Raw genomic sequence first — 17419 nt, forward strand, 5'->3', positions numbered from 1 at the left:
CTTAACCACCCACATAGAAAGAGGAGCTTGCCATGAAGATCATCAAACGAAGCGGTGTCGAAGTCGCTTTTGATTCCGAAAAGATCGCTGCTGCCGCCGCCAAAGCCAACGCTGCCACCACCGGGGCCCGGGAGCTTACCCCCGGCCAGATCCGGGGCCTTGCCGACCGGGTGGAGGCCGCCGCCTCCGCCATGAGCCGCACCCTGTCGGTGGAGGAGATCCAGGAGCTGGTGGAGACCGAGCTGATGAAGGAGGGGGCCTATGAGACCGCCAAGCGGTACATCCGCTACCGGTACACCCGCTCCCTGGCCCGGGCCGCCAACACCACCGACGAGCAGATCCTCACCCTCATCGAGAGCAACAACGAGGAGGTCAAGCAGGAGAACTCCAACAAGGATCCCAAGGTCAACGCCGTCCAGCGGGACTACATGGCGGGCGAGGTGTCCAAGGACATCACCCGCCGCATCCTCCTGCCCCAGGAGATCGTGGAGGCCCATCAGCAGGGCATCATCCACTTCCACGACATGGACTACTTCGCCCAGCACATGCACAACTGCGACCTGGTGAATCTGGAGGACATGCTGCAAAACGGCACCGTCATCTCGGGCACCATGATCGAAAAGCCCCACTCCTTCTCCACCGCCTGCAACATCGCCACCCAGATCATCGCCCAGGTGGCCTCCAACCAGTACGGCGGGCAGTCCATCTCCCTGGCCCACCTGGCTCCCTTTGTGGATGTCTCCCGGAAGAAGATCCGCCGGGACGTCATGGAAGAGTGCAGGCTTCTCAACGACGGGGCAGTGAATGAGGACGCCGTCTCCCGGATCGTGGAGAAGCGCCTGCGGGAGGAGATCCGCAAGGGCGTGCAGACCATCCAGTACCAGGTGGTCACCCTCATGACCACCAACGGCCAGGCCCCCTTCATCACCGTGTTCATGTATCTGGGAGAGGCCAAGAGCGAGCAGGAGAAGCAGGATCTGGCGGTCATCATTGAGGAGACCTTGCTCCAGCGCTATGAGGGTGTGAAGAACGAGACGGGCGTCTACGTCACCCCCGCTTTCCCCAAGCTCATCTATGTGCTGGAGGAGGACAACATCCACGAGGATTCCCCCTACTGGTACCTCACCGAGCTGGCCGCCAAGTGTACCGCCAAGCGGCTGGTGCCCGACTACATCTCCGAAAAGAAGATGAAGGAGCTCAAGGAGGGCAACTGCTTCCCCGTCATGGGCTGCCGCTCCAACCTCTCCCCCTGGAAGGACGAGAACGGCAATTACAAGTTCTACGGCCGGTTCAACCAGGGTGTGGTCACCATCAACCTGGTGGATGTAGCCCTCTCCTCCGGCGGGGACATGGACGCCTTCTGGAGAATCTTCGACGAGCGGCTGGCGCTCTGCTACCGGGCCCTCATGTGCCGCCACGAGCGGCTCAAGGGCACCTTGTCCGACGCCGCCCCCATCCTCTGGCAGTACGGGGCCATCGCCCGGCTGAAGAAGGGAGAGCCCATCGACAAGCTCCTCTACGGCGGCTACTCCACCATCTCCCTGGGCTACGCCGGCCTCTGCGAGTGCGTGCGGTACATGACGGGAAAGTCCCACACCGACCCCTCGGCCACCCCCTTTGCTCTCCGGGTCATGGAGCACATGAACGAGGCCTGCACCCGCTGGAAAAAGGAGACCTCCATCGGCTTCGGCATCTACGGCACTCCCCTGGAGTCCACCACCTACCGCTTTGCCAAGTGCCTCCAGAAGCGGTTCGGGATGATACCCGGCGTAACCGACAAGGCGTATATTACAAACAGCTATCACGTTCACGTCACGGAGCACATCGATGCCTTCGACAAGCTGGCCTTTGAGGCGCAGTTCCAGGCCCTCTCCACCGGCGGAGCCATCAGCTATGTGGAGGTTCCCAACATGCAGAACAACCTTCCCGCGGTGCTGTCCATCATCCGGTTCATTTACGACAATATCATGTACGCCGAGCTGAACACCAAGTCGGACTACTGCCAGGTGTGCGGCTTTGACGGGGAGATCCAGATCGTGGAGGACGACGGAAAGCTGGTGTGGGAGTGCCCCCACTGCCACAACCGGGATCAGGACAAGATGAACGTGGCAAGAAGGACCTGCGGCTACATCGGCACCCAGTTTTGGAACCAGGGCCGCACCCAGGAGATCAAGGAGCGGGTGCTCCATCTATGAATTACGGCAATATCAAACGCCGGGACATCGCCGACGGCGTCGGCGTGCGCACCACCCTCTTTGTCTCCGGCTGCACCCACCACTGCAAAAACTGCTTCCAGCCCGAGACCTGGGACTTCGCCTACGGCCGCCCCTTTACCGCCGGGACCGAGGCCGAGCTGCTGGATGAGCTGTCCCACGACTTCATCGACGGGCTGACCCTCCTGGGGGGCGAGCCCTTTGAGCCGGACAACCAGCGCGCGCTGCTCCCCTTTCTCCGCCGCCTGCGCGCCGCGCTGCCGGGCAAGACGGTGTGGGCCTACTCGGGCTACACCCTGGAGGAGCTGACCGGGGCGGTACCCTCCCGGGCCCGGTGCGAGGTCACGGACGAGATGCTCTCTTTCGTCGATGTGCTGGTGGACGGGGAATTTGTGGAGGCCCTCAAGGACATCACCCTGCGCTTCCGGGGCTCGTCCAACCAGCGGATCATCGACCTGCCCGCCACCCGGGCGGCGGGTCGGGTGGTCCTCTGGGACAAATAAATCAGGTGTGTGCGGCCGCTCGCCGGGAACCTTCCCGGCGGGCGGCCTTTTTCTGTTCCGCGCCCTGTAAAAATTTTGTTCCTTTCCATCGAAAAGTGGTATACCCAAAAACAATTTGACCGAAACGGCACGAAAAGAGGAACTCCCATGCGGTCGCTGCTCAAAAAAGACCCGGTACTCCGCATTCTCCCCTGGGGCGCCGCGCTGGCCGGGGCGGCGGCCGCCGCGGACCGTGCGCGGCCTCTGGCCTATCTGGGGGGCCTTTACCGCCCTCAATGGGATGCTGCTGGCGCTGCTCTGGGGCGCTGTGGCGTTTATTCCCGGAATGATGCCCTGAGTGCCCCTGAAAAAAGCCGCCCCCGAAGAGATCTCCGCACTCGGCGGAGCCCTTCGGGGGCATTTTTTATTTTGTGGGGAGTCAATTTTCCCTTTGCTTGTCCTGGTACCACTTCCAGCTCATGAAGGCGGTCAGGACGATCCCGCCCAGCAGGAGGGCCAGGAACACCCAGAAAAAGACCTTTTCGGGGGCAAAAAGACTGAGGAGAACGGCGGCCAGACCGGTGATGAAAAACACATAGCCGCCCATGCGCTGCGTTTTGTTCCACACGTCGGGATCGGCCAGAGCCCAAGGGGTGCGGCAGCCGATAAAGTAGTTGCTTTTGAGCTTGCCCATCATGTTGCCTATGAAGAGAAACAGGACCCCGATGAGCAGCCCGGTCGCCCGGCCCACGTTGATCCGGCCGGGGTAAAAGGTCTCGGAAAGGGTGATGGCCGTCAGCACCAGCAGGAGCAAAGGAAGGGCCATGCTGAAGGTGTCGTACCGGCCCTGAAATTTCTCATAGTTGGCCCGCCGCGGGTCAATGCGGGGAAGAAACTGGAACAGCAGAGCCAGAGCCGGGGAGAGGGCGGCGAGAAGCCACAGGTTCCAGGCCGGAGCGTAATCCACTGTCCCGTCCAGGTTCCAGTGGATGGGCACCTGGGCCGGCAGGCGGGAGGCACAGGCCATCACCAGCGCCGCCGGCAGCAGGGATAAAATCCACATGATACAAATGGCGCGTTTATTTTTCATGGTGTTTTTCTCCTCTCAGACCGGCTACCCAGCCGGTGATCTCGTCCAGCACGGACACATTGAGCTCGTAGTAGATATATTTTCCCCGCCGGTCATCGCTGACCAGCCCCGCCTCCTTCAGCACCGACAGGTGGTGGGAGACGGTGGCTCCCGTCATGTCGAACCGGGAGCCGATCTCCCCGGCGGTCTTCGCCCCGTCCTTCAGAATGTCCAGAATGGCCCGCCGAGTGGGGTCGCTCAGGGCCTTGAAGGTCTCCTGAAAGCTCATGGACTCACCTCTCATTTTGAAATCTGTCTAAATGATAGCAGGAAAGAGGCGCGCTGTCAAGAAGAAATTTAGACCAGCGTCTAAATGTTAAAAGCACAGAAATGCCTGGAGCGCTCAGGGCCGCGGGGGGGCAGTCCAGGAAAGGGGACTGTGCCGCAAAACTTTTGGGCGTAAATTTCATTAGTTGTATTGCATACGATGGAAAATCGTGTTACCATAAGCGTGTGGTTAGAACATACGTTCTATTTTCGAGAGAGGAGGATGTCGGCATGAGAGAGCAAAAAAACCGGCCGACCCTATTGGTCGACCGGTTTGGTGGAGGAGGGTGGATTCGAACCACCGAAGCGATACGCAACAGATTTACAGTCTGCCCCATTTGGCCACTCTGGAACTCCTCCGTATGAAGTTGTGGAGCTGGTGGACGGACTTGAACCCCCGACCTGCTGATTACAAATCAGCTGCTCTACCAACTGAGCTACACCAGCGTGGCTGTCCAACAGCAGTGATTATTCTATCAGAACAACGGGAGGTTGTCAAGAAAAAAGTTGTACATTTTTCAAATGTGGAAAAAGGTGGGGAAACGCGCCTGTCTCAGCCCGCTGCGGGATCCCCAGAGAGAGGAGCCTGCGGCCTGGTGCCGGCGCTGCCGGGGAGAGATCTATGGGGAGGCGTCTCCCCTGTGCCCAAGCTGTCAGGCAGAGGAACAAGAGAGGGAGGACAAGAGATCGGAATGACACTCAGGCAAATGTCGAAGAGCTATCGCATCCAGGCCGACGTGCTGCGCCACCGGATCCAGGTGGTCGCAGAACTGCCCGCCCGAACCGGGGCGGAGCGGAGGCGGAAGGCCGACCGGCTGAGGTTGCTGGAGACCATGCGCCGGGAGGCGCGGGATGTGGCGGTGATCTGCGAACGATACTATGAGAGGGGGTACCGGAAGAATGAGCGGTACGCGATATAGGAGAGGCGGCCTTTACGCTGCGGATATGGCCCGGTATGCCCGGATGATCTCGGAGGAGAACACCAACGCCGAGGAGCTGGACCGGAGCAAGGTGGCCCTCTGGCGGGCCCTCCACGAGGACGTGACCCAGCGGCAGCGGCAGTACCTGCTGCTCTACTACGGGGAGGGGCTCAACATGAGCGAGATCGGAGACCGTCTGGGGGTGGACAAGTCCACGGTCTCCCGTACCATCAAGCGGGGGGAGGCCAGACTGCGGCGGTGCCTGCGGTACGGCGCAAAACGCTTTTTGCTGGAGGAACGGCCCCTGTAAAGGGGAGAAGCTTTGAGACAAATGGCGGGCTGCTTACAAAAAAATTGAAATGGGTCAATTTGAGAAAAGAATTGACAGGAGGAAAAAAGGCAGTATTCTGTTGACACACAGCAAAGGCGCGTGTCCTGCAAAGTTGCGGACACGCGCCTTTTTGCATTTTCAAAGAGGAAATATTTCATATTGAGATACTGAAAGCCACTTCCCCGCCGGGACGGCATGGGGCCCTGGGTGTCCCAGACGGTCGGATCCTGTCGGGAAAGTCAATGGGCAAAACAGACAAAACGTTTTATTTTGAGACGATTTTACTAGACTCGTTGGTCAAAATGTCGATTTGAGCCGATATTACACTGTTTAAACCGCTGAAACCGGTCAAAACCACTTGAATCTGCGGAAATGACATGCGATAATTCATCGTAAGAAGAGAAAAGGGAGTCTCAAAATGAGACTTCAAATGAAGATCCAAGGGGAATGATAAAGTATGGACCAAAAAGTTTACCAAAACTGTGTGGCGATCTTAAAAGAGGAACTGGTGCCCGCGCTGGGCTGTACCGAGCCCATCGCGGTAGCTTACGCCGCCGCCAGAGCGCGGCAGGCACTTGGCTGCATGCCGGAGAAAATGACCGCCGAGTGCAGCGGGAATATCATTAAAAATGTCAAGGGCGTCATCGTTCCCACCACCGGAGACCTGCGGGGAACCCGGGCAGCTGCCATCCTGGGCGCGGTGGGAGGAGACCCCGACCGGGAGCTGGAGGTGCTCACCTCGGTGAAACCCGAGGATGTGGACCGGGTCCGGGTCCTGTTGGAGCAGGGCCTGTGCGAGGAGAAGCTGCTGGACACCCCGGCCAAGCTACATATCATCATCCGGATGTCCGGCGGGGGGCACACTTCCATGGCCGAGATCATCCACAGCCACGCCAATGTGGTCCGGGTGGAGCGGGACGGCAAGGCGTTGGTGGACGTTCCCCACACCGAGGAAGAGGGGGAGGAGGAGGGGGCCGACCGCGGCTGTCTTTCCATCGCCAACATCCTCCGTTTTGCCGAAGAGGCGGATCTGGACGACGTCAGAGAGGTGCTCGACCGCCAGATCGAGTACAACACCGCCATCTCCAAGGCGGGCCTGGAGGAGGGCTACGGCGCCCAGGTGGGAGCCACTCTGCTCAGTCTCTATGGCGACGACGTGAAGATTCGGGCCCGGGCCGCCGCCGCCGCCGGGAGCGATGCCCGCATGAGCGGCTGTGAACTGCCGGTGGTCATCAATTCGGGCAGCGGCAACCAAGGCATGACGGTCTCTCTGCCGGTCATTGAGTACGCCAAGGCCCTGGGGGCCGACCGGGAGAAGCTCTATCGGGCTCTGTGTGTCAGCAACCTTACCGCAATCCACCAGAAGGCCAAGATCGGCAAGCTCTCCGCCTACTGCGGCGCGGTGAGCGCCGCCACCGGCGCGGGGGCGGGGATCTGCTACCTCTGCGGCGGCGGGGAAGAGGAGATCGAGAAGGTCATCGTCAACACCCTGGGCAACGTCTCCGGCATCGTCTGCGACGGCGCCAAGCCCTCCTGCGCGGCCAAAATCGCCTCCAGCGTGGACGCCGCCATCCTGGCGGTGAGCATGGCCATGAAGGATCGTTACTTCCGTCCCGGCGAGGGGATCGTCAAGGAGGGCGTGGAGGCCACCGTGGAGAGCGTGGGCCAGCTGGCCCGCGAGGGCATGCGGGAGACCGACAGCGAGATCCTGAAGATCATGGTGGGCTGAAGTCAGCTCCACCCCGACCGTGTTCATTCCGGCACGGGAAACCGCGCCCGATTGAAATAGCCTTAAGAAACGCCAGTCAAAAAATCGAAATTGAGAAAGGAGATGGCCGCCTGGAAGCTCCGGCGGCCAACGCAGACAATGAAAACGAATCTGAAACGCGCTCTTGGAATCATCCTCTCCTCTGCCCTCACCCTTTCCCTCCTCGCCGGCTGCGGCGGGAACAAGCCCGCCGAGTCTGCCGCTCCCGCCGAGTCCGCCGCGGCTGAGTCCGGCGCCCCCGCCGCCAGCGGCGCTCCCATCAAGATTGCGGTTGCCGCCCCCATGACCGGCGACAACGCCGAGTACGGCCAGGGCTTCTACAACGCCGCCGTGATGAAGGCGGAAGAGTGGAACGCCAAGGGCGGTGTGCTGGGCGGCCGTCAGGTCGAGATCGTCCAGTACGACGACAAGAACTCCTCTGAGGAAGCTGCCTCCATCGCTCAGAAGATCGTCTCCGAGGGCGACATCGCCGGCGTCATCGGCCACTTCGCCTCCGGCGTGTGCATGACTGCCGCCCCCGTGTATCAGGAGAACAAGATCATTGAGATCTCCCCGTCCTCCTCTCACCCCGACTACTCCGGCATCGGCGACTACATTTTCCGCAACAACACCGTCATCAACGTGGAAGCTGCCGCCGGCCTTGACATCGCCGTCAACGACCTGGGCAAGAAGAACATCGGCATCATCTCCATCAAGACCGACTGGGGCACCAACACCGCCAAGATCGTCAACGAGCTCGTGGCGGGCATGGCCGACACCGGCGCCAAGGTCGTGGCCCACGAGGAAGTCATGGAGGGCTCCGACGACTACTCTCCCGCCATTGCCAAGCTGGACGCCGCCGGCGCCGACGTGGTGATCTGCGTGAGCATGTACTCCACCCTGGCTCCTGTGGCCAAGCAGTATAAGCAGGTCAACCCCGACATCGCCATCGTGGGCTTCTCCAACGCCTACACCCAGCAGCTGTTGGAGCTGGGCGGCGACGCCGTGGAGGGCGTTTGCTTCCCCGTCATCTTCTACTCCGGCTCCGACGATCCCGCCGTCAAGACCTATGTGGAGACCTACAAGGAGAAGTACGGCGCGCAGCCCAGCGCTCTGACCTCTCAGGCCTATGACTCCGTCGGTATGCTCCTCACCGCCATCGAGAGTGCCGGTACCACCGACTCGGCCAAGGTCCGCGACGAGCTGGCCAAGATCGACTATCCGGGCGTCACCGGCGAGACCACCTTCAACGACATCGGCGACGTGCAGAAGAGCTTTGTCAAGCTCACCATCAAGGACGGCCAGTTCGCGGAGGCCAGTTTCTAATTCCCGCCTTTCTGAAACAAGCCGTTATTTCTTAAGGCTAATCTCCAGGCTGTGCGGGCGGCGGGGCGGATGCTTCCGCTCCGTCGCCGGCCTTCCGGAGAGCGCCTGTGTCGCGCCGGGCGCTCGGTGAAGGCCGCTTCGCGCTGCGTGAATGTCAAATAGAAAGGAGTATTGCGGAAACGGCCCGCAATCGTGGCGGAAGTGCTTATTGTACAACAAGTCCTCAACGGCCTGGCCCTGGGCATGGCGTATGCGCTCATCGCGGTCGGTTACTCCCTGGTATTCGGTATCCTAAGGCTGGTCAATTTCTCCCATGGCTCCATTTATGCCTTCGGCGCCCATGCGGCGCTCCTGTTCGTCGGATTTGAGTTCGGCGTCCTGCCCGCCATCCTGCTGAGCATGGTGTGCACAGGCCTGCTGGGCATCCTCATTGACAAGGCGGCCCTGGAGCCCCTTCGCAAGAAGAACTCGGTCCCCATCGCGGCCCTTATCACCACCATCGGCGTCTCCAACATCATTCAAAACCTGTTGATGATCTGGTTCGGCAGTGAGAAAAAAGCGTTCCCCGCAGTGTTCAACCTTCCCATGATCGAGATCGGCGGCTTCCGGATCCAGTCCACCCAGCTCATGATGTGCGTGGTGTCTCTGATCCTTCTGCTGGTGCTGACCCTGGTCATCAACAAGACCAAGATCGGCCTTGCCATGCGGGCCACCGAACAGAACCCCAAGGCGGCCAAGCTCATGGGCGTCAACGTCAACTTTGTCATCTCCTTCACCTTCTTCCTGGCGGGCGCCTCCGCGGCCATCGCCGGCGGACTCATCAGCGGCTATTATCAGATCGTCTATCCCGGCATGGGCTTCATGGCCGGTCTGAAGGCCTTCGCAGCCTCGGTCCTGGGCGGTATCGGCTCGCTGCCCGGCGCTGTGGTGGGCGGATTGGTGGTGGGTGTGTCCGAGTGCCTGGCGGCAACCTTTATCAACTCCACCTACCGGGATTCCGTCGCCTTTATCATTCTGATCGTGGTGCTGATCGTCCGGCCCACCGGACTCTTCGGCAAGAAAGGGATCACAAAGGTGTAAGGTATGACGAAATTAAATGAGAAAAAGACCGAGGGAACGGGCTTCATCTTCCAGATGGAATCCTTCCTCGACAAATACAAGCTCCCCGTGTGCATTGCGGGGGCGGCTCTGCTGCTGGCGGTACCGGCCTTCGGCTTCAGCCAGTATCTCATGCGGATCTTTATCATGATCGGCATCTACTCTATTCTGGGCATGGGCCTGAACATCCTCACCGGCTACACCGGCCTTGTCTCCCTGGGCCACGCGGGCTTCTTCGCCATCGGCGCGTACACCTCGTCGCTGCTGATGCTGCGGCTCAATGTGCCCTTTCTGGCCGCCATGATCTGCGCGGCCTGTCTCACCGGCGCGGTGGGCCTGCTGCTGGGTCTGCCCTCCCTGCGGCTCAGCGGCAGCTACCTGACCATTGTCACCCTGGGCTTCGGTGAGATCGTCAAGATGATCATCGTCAACTGGGACGCGGTCACCAACGGCACTCTGGGTCTGAAGAACATCCCCAAGCCCGCCTTCTTCGGCGTCAGCATGACCCTGGCCAACAACGGGCTCTATTACACGATGCTGATCATGGTGTTTCTGGTGGCGGTGGCCAGCATGGCCATCATCCGCTCCAACACCGGCCGGGCGTTCCAGGCCATCAAGGAGGACGAGATGGCCGCCACCATGATGGGCATCCGCACCATGCGCTACAAGGTGCTGGCCTTCGTGATCTCCGCCTTCATCACCGGCATTGCCGGCGCGTTCTACGCCACCCTGGTGGGCTTTATCGACGCCAACTCCTTCACCTTTGACGTCTCCACCCTCATCATCTCGGTGGTCATCGTGGGCGGCATGGGCACCATGCGCGGCATGTTCCTGGGCGCGGCCCTCCTTATCGCCTTCCCGGAAGTCTCCCGCTCCCTCATGGAGTACCGCTTCGTGGTCTACGGCCTGCTGCTGGTGGTGATGATGCGCTTCCGTCCTCAGGGCCTGCTGGGCTGGAAGTCCCAGATGCCCTACAAGCTCTCCAAACGGGCCAAGGCGCTCCTGGCCGGGAAAAATGAGCCGGCCCAGACGGCCAACGGTTGAAAGGAGGAGCGGAAAATGGCATTTCTTGAAGTGAAGGGCATCACCAAGGTTTTCGGCGGACTGGTGGCCGTGGACAACGTCACCTTCCACGTGGACCGGGGGGAGATCGTCTCCATCATCGGCCCCAACGGCGCGGGCAAGACCACGGTGTTCAACATGCTCACCGGTGTCTACGAAATCGACCAGGGTGAGATCATCTTCGACGGCAAGCCCATCCACAATCACGCACCTCAGGAGATCGTGAAGGCGGGTATCTCCCGCACGTTCCAGAACATCCGGCTTTTCCCCAACCTACGGGTCATTGAGAACGTGCTGGTGGGCACCCACATCCACACCAAGTACAACTTTTTTTCCTCCCTCTTCCGTACGCCGCGTTTTCAGGAGGAGGAGGCGCAGCTCACCGTCAAGGCCATTGAGATCCTGGAGTCCATCGGCCTTGGAGATCAGGTGAACAATTACGCCCGCAACCTGCCCTACGGCGACCAGCGGAAGATCGAGATCGCCCGGGCCATTGCCACCGACGCCAGGATCATTCTTCTGGACGAGCCGGCGGCGGGCATGAACCCCCAGGAGTCGGAGGAACTGCTCCGCTTCATCCGGGAGCTGCGGGACAAGGGCTACACCATCATCCTCATCGAGCACGACATGAGCGTGGTGATGAACATCTCCGACCGGATCTATGTCATCGACCACGGCAAGCAGATCGCCGAGGGGCTGCCGGCGGAGATCGCCTCCAACGAGCAGGTCATTGAGGCCTACCTGGGAGGGGTGAAGAAAGATGCTTAAGATCGAGGGACTGCACACCCATTACGGCAACATCCACGCCCTCAAGGGCATCGACATGGAAATCGACGACGGGGAGATCGTCTCCCTCATCGGCTCCAACGGCGCGGGCAAGTCCACCACCCTCAACACCATTGCCGGACTGATCCACGCCTCCCAGGGGAAGATCACCTTCCGGGGCAAGGACATCACCAACGTGCCGGCCTACAAGCTGGTGGATCAGGGCATGAGCCTCTCTCCCGAGGGGCGCGAGGTCTTTGCCGCCCTTACCGTCCAGGAAAACCTCCGCCTGGGGGCCTATTCCAAAAAGGACAAGGGGGCCATCGACGCCTCCTTCCAGCGGGTCTACGACCTCTTTCCCCGGCTCAAGGAGCGCATCAATCAGCAGGCGGGCACCCTCTCCGGCGGCGAGCAGCAGATGCTGGCCATCGGGCGGGCCCTCATGAGCGAGCCCAGGCTCCTGCTGCTGGATGAGCCCTCTCTGGGCCTGGCCCCCAACATCGTCCAGCAGATCTTCGGCCTCATCACCGACATCAACCGGCAGGGAACCACCATCCTGCTCATCGAGCAGAACGCCAATATGGCTCTGTCGGTCTCCAACCGGGCCTACGTGCTGGAGACCGGGCGGATCTCCATGAGCGGCGACGCCCATGAGCTGGCCGACGACTCCCGAGTGAAAAAGGCGTATCTCGCCATGTAACGCTGCAAGGAGGCAACGAAATGAAGAAAATCATCAACGACCCCGCGAAAGTGGTCTCCGAGACCCTGATGGGCATGGAGAAGGCGCATCCCTCTCTGAAGTACACCCCCGACTTGGAGGTCATCTCCCGCCGGGAAAAGACCCCCGGCAAGGTGGGCGTGGTCTCCGGCGGAGGCTCCGGCCACGAGCCGGCCCACGCCGGCTATGTGGGCAAGGGCATGCTGGATGCCGCCGTGGCGGGCAACATGTTCTCCTCTCCCAGCCCCGACCGGATCATCAAGGGCATCGAGGAGGCCAACTCGGGCGCGGGCGTGCTGCTGGTCATCAAGAACTACTCCGGCGACATCATGAACTTTGAAATGGCCAAGGACATGGCCGAGATGGACGACATCCCCGTGGAGGCCGTGGTGGTCCGGGACGACGTGGCCGTGCCCGACTCCACCTATTCCACCGGCCGCCGTGGCATCGCGGGCACCGTGTTCGTTCACAAGATCGCGGGGGCCAAGGCCGAGACCGGCGCGCCTCTGGCTGAAGTGAAGGCGGCCGCCGAGAAGGCCATTGCCAATATCCGCTCCATGGGTATGGCCATGACCCCCTGCATCCTCCCCGCCGTGGGCAAGCCTGGCTTCTCGCTGGGCGACGACGAGATCGAGATCGGCATGGGTATCCACGGCGAGCCCGGCGTGGAGCGCACCTCCCTCAAGACAGCGGCCGAGGTGGCCCGGATCCTGCTGGACAAGATCCTGGCCGACTACGACTACACCGGCAGCGAGGTGGCTCTTCTGGTCAACGGCCTGGGCGGGACCCCTCTGGCCGAGCTCTACATCCTCAACAACGAGGTGCAGGCCCTGCTGGAAAAGGCCGGGGTCAGGGTCTACAAGACCTTTGTGGGCAACTACATGACCGCCATCGAGATGGCCGGCTGCTCCCTGACCCTGATGAAGCTGGACGATGAGCTGAAGGCCCTGCTGGACGCCCCGGCGGACACCCCGGCCCTCAAAGTGCTGTAAGGAGGCGCTGAAAATGGGATTTCAACTGACCACAAAGGATTACGTGGACTACATCAAAAAGGCGTATGACCTCATCCACGCCAACGGCGACTATGTCACCGAGCTGGACTCAGCCACCGGCGACGGCGACCACTGGACCAATATCAACATGGGTTTTGAAAAGCTGGTGGAGCTGGCCCCCGAGCTGGAGACCATGGACCTTTTCACCGCCTTCAAGAAGATCAGCATGACCATGATGAGCGTCATCGGCGGCAGCGGCGGCGTGCTCTACGGCAGCGCCTACATGGAGGCTGCCAAGACCGTCAAGGGCAAGGAGAGCTTGGGCAGCGCCGACGTGTGCGCCATTCTGGAGGCCATGATGAACGGTATCATGACCCGGGGCAAGTCCAAGCCCGGAGACAAGACCATGCTGGACACGCTGGCCCCCGCGGTGGCCTGCTATAAGGAATGCCTGGACAAGGGCACCGGCGAGCGGGAGACGCTGGAGCAGGTCAAAAAGGCCGCCGAGGCGGGCTATGAGAGCACCCGGGATATGGAAGCCATCCGGGGCCGGGCTTATTATCAGGCCAACAAGGGCCTGGGCCATCTTGACCCCGGCGCTGTGACCATGTATTATCAAGTTGCCACCCTCATGGACTGCATCGCGGCTAAGCTGGAGGGGTGACGGGGGTAAAAGGTAATGCTGCTGGCGAGGATCAAGGGAGCTCTTTCCAAATTTGCGAACACCATCTCCAAGACCCTGGATGTGGATGTCCTGATCGTGGACAGCAATCTCAAGGTGGTCGGCTCCACGTTTCGCTACTTTGACCAGTACGAGGTGATCCGGCGGGTGTCCATCATCGGCCAGTGCATCTCCACCCGGGAAGTGGTGGCCATCGAGGACCGGAGGAAGTTCGGCACCTGCCAGGCCTGCCCGGAATATGAGACCTGCGAGATGCGGGGACTGATTGCCGTGCCCATCTTTTATCGGGACACGGTGGTGGGGGCCATTGCGCTCATCATTCCCCAGCAGAAGGTAGCAAACATTTTCCGGGACGTGAACAACTCGGTGGAGTTCCTTCAGAATATGTCCGCGCTTCTCTCCAGCAAGCTTCAGGACAGCGACGACTACTCCGCTCTGGACGTCATCAAACAGGAGCGGGAGATCCTCATGGACGAGGTGGGGTATGCCATCGTCTCCACCGACAACCTGGGGGTCATCAACTATCACAACAAGCAGTTCTCCGAGTATTTCCGGCAGGAGAAGAACTGTGTGGGCAAGCCCATCTATGAGTTCGTCCCCCACCGGGTCATCACAGACTTCCTCAGCCGCCAGGTGCGGGCGGAGAATCAGCTGATCTTCATCGACAACGGCAGGGGATCCTTTTACGGACTGGCCACCTGCAGCGACATTGTCATCCGGGGCCAGCACACCGGGGCGCTCTTCATCTTCAAACCGGTCTCCCAGATCAACTCCGACTTTTCCGAGATCGTGCGGCCGGACACCAAGGCCACCTTTGCCCGCTATGAGGAACAGACCTTTCCGCGGGCAGTCACAGATGAGGCCAAGCGCCTGGCGGTGGGCGGGCAGACCGTCCTGATCCAAAGCGCTCCGGGCGCGGGGGAGAAGCTGCTGGCCCGGTGCATCCACAACTACTCCGACCGGAGCCACCTGAGTCTGGTCACCGTGGACTGCGGCTATGCCCGGGATCTGCGGGAGCAGATCATCTTCGGCGAACTGGGCCAGCTCCACCTGGCCCACGGGGGCACCGTGTACTTTCAGAATGTGGAGCTGCTGCCCTACTACCTCCAGGAAAAGCTGGTGGATTTTCTCCGGAGCGGCGTGCTCAACCACGAAAACGGCGGCCAGGTCCGGGTGGATGTGCGGGTCATCTGCTCCACCACCGCGGATCTGCATGCCATGACTGAGGCGGGGACGTTTCTGGAACCCCTCTACTACCGCATCTCGGAGCGCACGCTCACCATCCCTCCCATCCGGGAAGATCCGGAACAGCTGCGGCGCATGATAGAAAACGGGATCCGCTTTTACAGAAGCTGCTATCACAAGCCGGAACTGACCCTCTCCTCCCGGGCACTGGAGCGGCTGTGCCGCTGGGACTGGCCGGGAAACCTCACCGAGCTGGACCAGGCGCTGGATCAGCTGGTCCGCCGGGCGGAGCAGGAGATCACCGCCGACAGTTTGGAGCAGCTCCCCGCCTTTTCCAGGCAGAAGGTCCTGTCCGTGGAGGAGATGGAGCGGGAGCGGATCGGCGAGCTGCTGCGGCAACGCTATTCCAAAGAGGAGATCGCCCGCCTGCTGGGGATCAGCAGGGCGACCCTCTATCGTAAGATCAAGCAATACCAATTCCTATAAACCAATATAATAAAAAGGAGCGCATGATTATGATTAAGAACATTCCTGAGGACAGAGGCCAGCACATCAAGGACCTGCGCGACGCCATCGAGCACCGCGCCAGCTGGATGTATCTGCTTATCAAGGAAGCGCAGAAGAAGGGCCTGGACACCAGCTTTGCCCACGACGCCATCAAGGCCTGCGGCTGCTTCCACGGCGACAACAAGTACACTAAGACCGACGATCTCATGGCCTTTGCCCCTGAGTTTGCCAACCAGAACGTAGTGGACATTTTCCAGATGGACGTCAAGACCTCTCCCGAAGAGATGGCCATCGACTTCCACTACTGCCCCCTGGTATCCGCGTGGAAGAAGCTGGGCGCCACCGATGAGGAGTGCGCCGAGCTGTGCCAGATCGCCATGGACGGCGACCGGGGCATCGCCTCCACCTTCCCCCATTTTGAGTTTAACCTGGGCAAGACCATCGCCGCCGGCGACGACATCTGCGAGGTCCGCTTTAAGAAGGTCTGAGTACATCCTGCGAAGCAGTCATACAGAGGGGAGAGGCGGTTTCCGCCTCTCCCTTTTTGTGAGGCTTCTTTTGGGAATCAGGGAAGCAGGTTGAAAAAAGGGGGATTTTGTGGTATTATAAAAATAATGCGATCAAAAGGGTTAGGGAGGTGTGTCCATGGAGCTCAGTCAGAGTCAAAAGCAGACCCAGACACTTTCTCCTCAGATGATGCAGTCCATGAAGATCCTTCAGATGGGGATCCAGGAACTGCGGGAGTACATCGAGGAAGCGATCCAGGAGAATCCGGTGCTGGAGCTGCCGGAGCCCGGAGAGGAGATCCGCCGGGAAGAGGATTTTACCCGAAAGCTGGAGTGGCTGGAGGCCAACGACTGTCAGAACACCTATTACCATCGCCAGGACGCCGAGGGGGACGAAAACGATCCCCTGGCCAATGTGGGCTGTTTTCTGGACGAGGAGGAGGATCTGGAGCGATACATCCTCTCCCAGTTCATGGGGACCGATCTGGAGCCGGAGGTCATGCGGGGGGTGGAGTTCCTGGTCAGCCAGTTGGATCAGAACGGCTTTCTGGACGAGGAACTGCCCGCGCTGGCGGAGGCTGCGGGGCTGTCCCAGCAGGTGATCGGCCGGGCGCTCATCGAGCTTCAGGCGGCCGAACCTGCGGGCGTGGGCGCCCGGAGCCTCACAGAGTGCCTCCGGCTGCAGATCGAGCGCCGGGCGGGGGACCACCGGGTGGCCCTCATGGTGGTGGAGCGGTATCTGGACGAGCTGGCCAGGGCCCGTTACGGGCTCATCAGCCGGGAGCTCAACGTACCTGAGAAGGACGTGCGCGCCGCCTGCGATCTGATCCGGACCCTCAATCCCCGCCCCGCCACCGGCTTTGCCGCCCGGGAAAACCTGGTGTACATCACCCCAGACGTGCAGGTGGTGACTTTCCCCGATCACTTTGAGATCACCGCCAACGATACGCTGATCCCTCAGCTCAAGCTCAGCTCCTATTACAGCCAGCTGATGAAGGAGACCCAGGACCGGGAGGTCAAGGATTATCTGTCCGAAAAGGCCAATCAGGCCAAGTGGGTGGTGCGCAGCATCGACCAGCGGCGTTCCACCCTGCTCCAGTGCGCCCAGTGGGTGGTGGAGCGGCAGGAACTCTTTTTCCGCCAGGGGCCGGGCCATCTGCGTCCCCTGACCATGGGGGAGGTGGCCGACCAGATCGGCGTGCACGAGTCCACGGTCAGCCGGACAGTGCGGGACAAGTATCTCCAGTGCGACTGGGGGGTCTACCCCCTGAGCTACTTCTTCTCCCGCTCACTGGGGACCCAGGACGGCTCCCCCGAGGCGGCCAAGATCCTGCTCAAGCGTTTGGTGGAGGAGGAGGACAAACCCCTCTCCGACCAGAAACTGTGCGAGGAGATGGCCCGGAGGGGCTGCATCCTGTCCCGGCGGACGGTGGCCAAGTACCGGGAGGAGCTGAATATTCCAAACGCCTCCGGGCGGAAAAAATAAGAG

18 protein-coding genes and 2 tRNA genes are annotated in these 17419 nt (G+C 60.9%); 16 read left to right on the forward strand and 4 right to left on the reverse strand.

Features of this window, described 5'->3' with window-relative positions:
• Positions 1-32 precede the first annotated feature (32 nt).
• Complete coding sequence (nrdD, locus tag ACQRD3_RS08280; protein WP_427780938.1) at positions 33-2195, forward strand: anaerobic ribonucleoside-triphosphate reductase; 2163 nt, start codon at positions 33-35, stop codon at positions 2193-2195.
• Complete coding sequence (nrdG, locus tag ACQRD3_RS08285) at positions 2192-2716, forward strand: anaerobic ribonucleoside-triphosphate reductase activating protein (RefSeq protein ID WP_080906196.1); 525 nt, start codon at positions 2192-2194, stop codon at positions 2714-2716. Before nrdD ends, nrdG begins: the two co-directional genes overlap by 4 nt.
• A gap of 418 nt (positions 2717-3134) precedes the next feature.
• On the opposite strand, the gene ACQRD3_RS08290 is transcribed toward nrdG, so the two are convergent.
• The 4 genes from ACQRD3_RS08290 to ACQRD3_RS08305 form a co-directional block, all read right to left on the reverse strand.
• On the reverse strand, positions 3135-3758 hold the full coding sequence (locus ACQRD3_RS08290; protein WP_427780941.1) for an SdpI family protein: 624 nt from the start codon (positions 3756-3758) through the stop codon (positions 3135-3137).
• A 16-nt stretch (positions 3759-3774) separates the two neighbouring features.
• The gene (locus tag ACQRD3_RS08295) at positions 3775-4053 is read right to left on the reverse strand and encodes an autorepressor SdpR family transcription factor (protein WP_080906198.1); all 279 of its coding nucleotides are present in this window, start codon (positions 4051-4053) and stop codon (positions 3775-3777) included.
• A 313-nt stretch (positions 4054-4366) separates the two neighbouring features.
• Positions 4367-4451: transfer RNA gene (locus ACQRD3_RS08300), tRNA-Tyr, on the reverse strand.
• 11 nt (positions 4452-4462) lie between these two features.
• Positions 4463-4538 (reverse strand) — tRNA-Thr (locus tag ACQRD3_RS08305).
• A gap of 75 nt (positions 4539-4613) precedes the next feature.
• Here ACQRD3_RS08305 and ACQRD3_RS08310 point away from each other — a divergent pair.
• From ACQRD3_RS08310 to rpoN, 14 genes are all read left to right on the forward strand, one after another.
• The gene (locus tag ACQRD3_RS08310; RefSeq protein WP_427780943.1) at positions 4614-4787 is read left to right on the forward strand and encodes a hypothetical protein; all 174 of its coding nucleotides are present in this window, start codon (positions 4614-4616) and stop codon (positions 4785-4787) included.
• Positions 4788-4798: 11 nt separating this feature from the next.
• Complete coding sequence (locus ACQRD3_RS08315) at positions 4799-5011, forward strand: hypothetical protein (protein ID WP_080906199.1); 213 nt, start codon at positions 4799-4801, stop codon at positions 5009-5011.
• Positions 4992-5321, forward strand: a complete 330-nt coding sequence (locus tag ACQRD3_RS08320; protein WP_427780945.1) for a sigma-70 family RNA polymerase sigma factor — start codon at positions 4992-4994, stop codon at positions 5319-5321. Before ACQRD3_RS08315 ends, ACQRD3_RS08320 begins: the two co-directional genes overlap by 20 nt.
• Positions 5322-5799: 478 nt before the next feature.
• The gene (locus ACQRD3_RS08325; protein WP_080906201.1) at positions 5800-7071 is read left to right on the forward strand and encodes an L-serine ammonia-lyase, iron-sulfur-dependent, subunit alpha; all 1272 of its coding nucleotides are present in this window, start codon (positions 5800-5802) and stop codon (positions 7069-7071) included.
• Between the two features lie 138 nt (positions 7072-7209).
• On the forward strand, positions 7210-8415 hold the full coding sequence (locus ACQRD3_RS08330; protein ID WP_427780947.1) for an ABC transporter substrate-binding protein: 1206 nt from the start codon (positions 7210-7212) through the stop codon (positions 8413-8415).
• Positions 8416-8616: 201 nt separating this feature from the next.
• Positions 8617-9495, forward strand: a complete 879-nt coding sequence (locus ACQRD3_RS08335; RefSeq protein ID WP_427780949.1) for a branched-chain amino acid ABC transporter permease — start codon at positions 8617-8619, stop codon at positions 9493-9495.
• 3 nt (positions 9496-9498) lie between these two features.
• On the forward strand, positions 9499-10557 hold the full coding sequence (locus ACQRD3_RS08340) for a branched-chain amino acid ABC transporter permease (RefSeq protein WP_080906203.1): 1059 nt from the start codon (positions 9499-9501) through the stop codon (positions 10555-10557).
• Positions 10558-10572: 15 nt separating this feature from the next.
• Complete coding sequence (locus ACQRD3_RS08345; RefSeq protein WP_080906204.1) at positions 10573-11343, forward strand: ABC transporter ATP-binding protein; 771 nt, start codon at positions 10573-10575, stop codon at positions 11341-11343.
• A complete protein-coding gene (locus tag ACQRD3_RS08350) occupies positions 11336-12040 on the forward strand; it encodes an ABC transporter ATP-binding protein (protein WP_427780952.1) in 705 nt (234 codons plus the stop codon). Before ACQRD3_RS08345 ends, ACQRD3_RS08350 begins: the two co-directional genes overlap by 8 nt.
• A 20-nt stretch (positions 12041-12060) precedes the next feature.
• Positions 12061-13050 carry a dihydroxyacetone kinase subunit DhaK gene (gene dhaK / locus ACQRD3_RS08355; protein ID WP_427780954.1) on the forward strand — a complete coding sequence of 330 codons (990 nt, stop codon included), beginning with the start codon at positions 12061-12063 and terminating at the stop codon, positions 13048-13050.
• Positions 13051-13063: 13 nt separating this feature from the next.
• Entirely contained in the window at positions 13064-13714 is a 651-nt protein-coding gene (gene dhaL, locus ACQRD3_RS08360; RefSeq protein WP_080906207.1) for a dihydroxyacetone kinase subunit DhaL, read from the forward strand.
• Positions 13715-13729: 15 nt separating this feature from the next.
• A complete protein-coding gene (locus ACQRD3_RS08365; RefSeq protein ID WP_080906208.1) occupies positions 13730-15403 on the forward strand; it encodes a sigma 54-interacting transcriptional regulator in 1674 nt (557 codons plus the stop codon).
• Between the two features lie 29 nt (positions 15404-15432).
• Complete coding sequence (locus ACQRD3_RS08370) at positions 15433-15912, forward strand: L-2-amino-thiazoline-4-carboxylic acid hydrolase (protein ID WP_198933178.1); 480 nt, start codon at positions 15433-15435, stop codon at positions 15910-15912.
• 157 nt (positions 15913-16069) lie between these two features.
• Entirely contained in the window at positions 16070-17416 is a 1347-nt protein-coding gene (rpoN, locus tag ACQRD3_RS08375; protein WP_080906210.1) for an RNA polymerase factor sigma-54, read from the forward strand.
• Positions 17417-17419: the final 3 nt, after the last annotated feature.

Source organism: Candidatus Pseudoscillospira sp. SGI.172 (assembly GCF_050313575.1).
Taxonomy (GTDB): Bacteria; Bacillota; Clostridia; order Oscillospirales; family Oscillospiraceae; genus Vermiculatibacterium.

Coding starts and splice junctions, on each gene's coding strand:
- dhaL (WP_080906207.1), top strand. CDS start 13,064: ATGGGATTTCAACTGACCACAAAGGATTACGTGGACTACATCAAAAAG.
- ACQRD3_RS08370 (WP_198933178.1), top strand. CDS start 15,433: ATGATTAAGAACATTCCTGAGGACAGAGGCCAGCACATCAAGGACCTG.
- ACQRD3_RS08310 (WP_427780943.1), top strand. CDS start 4,614: ATGTGGAAAAAGGTGGGGAAACGCGCCTGTCTCAGCCCGCTGCGGGAT.
- ACQRD3_RS08295 (WP_080906198.1), bottom strand. CDS start 4,053: ATGAGCTTTCAGGAGACCTTCAAGGCCCTGAGCGACCCCACTCGGCGG.
- ACQRD3_RS08320 (WP_427780945.1), top strand. CDS start 4,992: ATGAGCGGTACGCGATATAGGAGAGGCGGCCTTTACGCTGCGGATATG.
- dhaK (WP_427780954.1), top strand. CDS start 12,061: ATGAAGAAAATCATCAACGACCCCGCGAAAGTGGTCTCCGAGACCCTG.
- ACQRD3_RS08330 (WP_427780947.1), top strand. CDS start 7,210: ATGAAAACGAATCTGAAACGCGCTCTTGGAATCATCCTCTCCTCTGCC.
- ACQRD3_RS08345 (WP_080906204.1), top strand. CDS start 10,573: ATGGCATTTCTTGAAGTGAAGGGCATCACCAAGGTTTTCGGCGGACTG.
- ACQRD3_RS08340 (WP_080906203.1), top strand. CDS start 9,499: ATGACGAAATTAAATGAGAAAAAGACCGAGGGAACGGGCTTCATCTTC.
- ACQRD3_RS08290 (WP_427780941.1), bottom strand. CDS start 3,758: ATGTGGATTTTATCCCTGCTGCCGGCGGCGCTGGTGATGGCCTGTGCC.
- rpoN (WP_080906210.1), top strand. CDS start 16,070: ATGGAGCTCAGTCAGAGTCAAAAGCAGACCCAGACACTTTCTCCTCAG.
- ACQRD3_RS08365 (WP_080906208.1), top strand. CDS start 13,730: ATGCTGCTGGCGAGGATCAAGGGAGCTCTTTCCAAATTTGCGAACACC.
- ACQRD3_RS08315 (WP_080906199.1), top strand. CDS start 4,799: ATGTCGAAGAGCTATCGCATCCAGGCCGACGTGCTGCGCCACCGGATC.
- nrdG (WP_080906196.1), top strand. CDS start 2,192: ATGAATTACGGCAATATCAAACGCCGGGACATCGCCGACGGCGTCGGC.
- ACQRD3_RS08325 (WP_080906201.1), top strand. CDS start 5,800: ATGGACCAAAAAGTTTACCAAAACTGTGTGGCGATCTTAAAAGAGGAA.
- nrdD (WP_427780938.1), top strand. CDS start 33: ATGAAGATCATCAAACGAAGCGGTGTCGAAGTCGCTTTTGATTCCGAA.
- ACQRD3_RS08350 (WP_427780952.1), top strand. CDS start 11,336: ATGCTTAAGATCGAGGGACTGCACACCCATTACGGCAACATCCACGCC.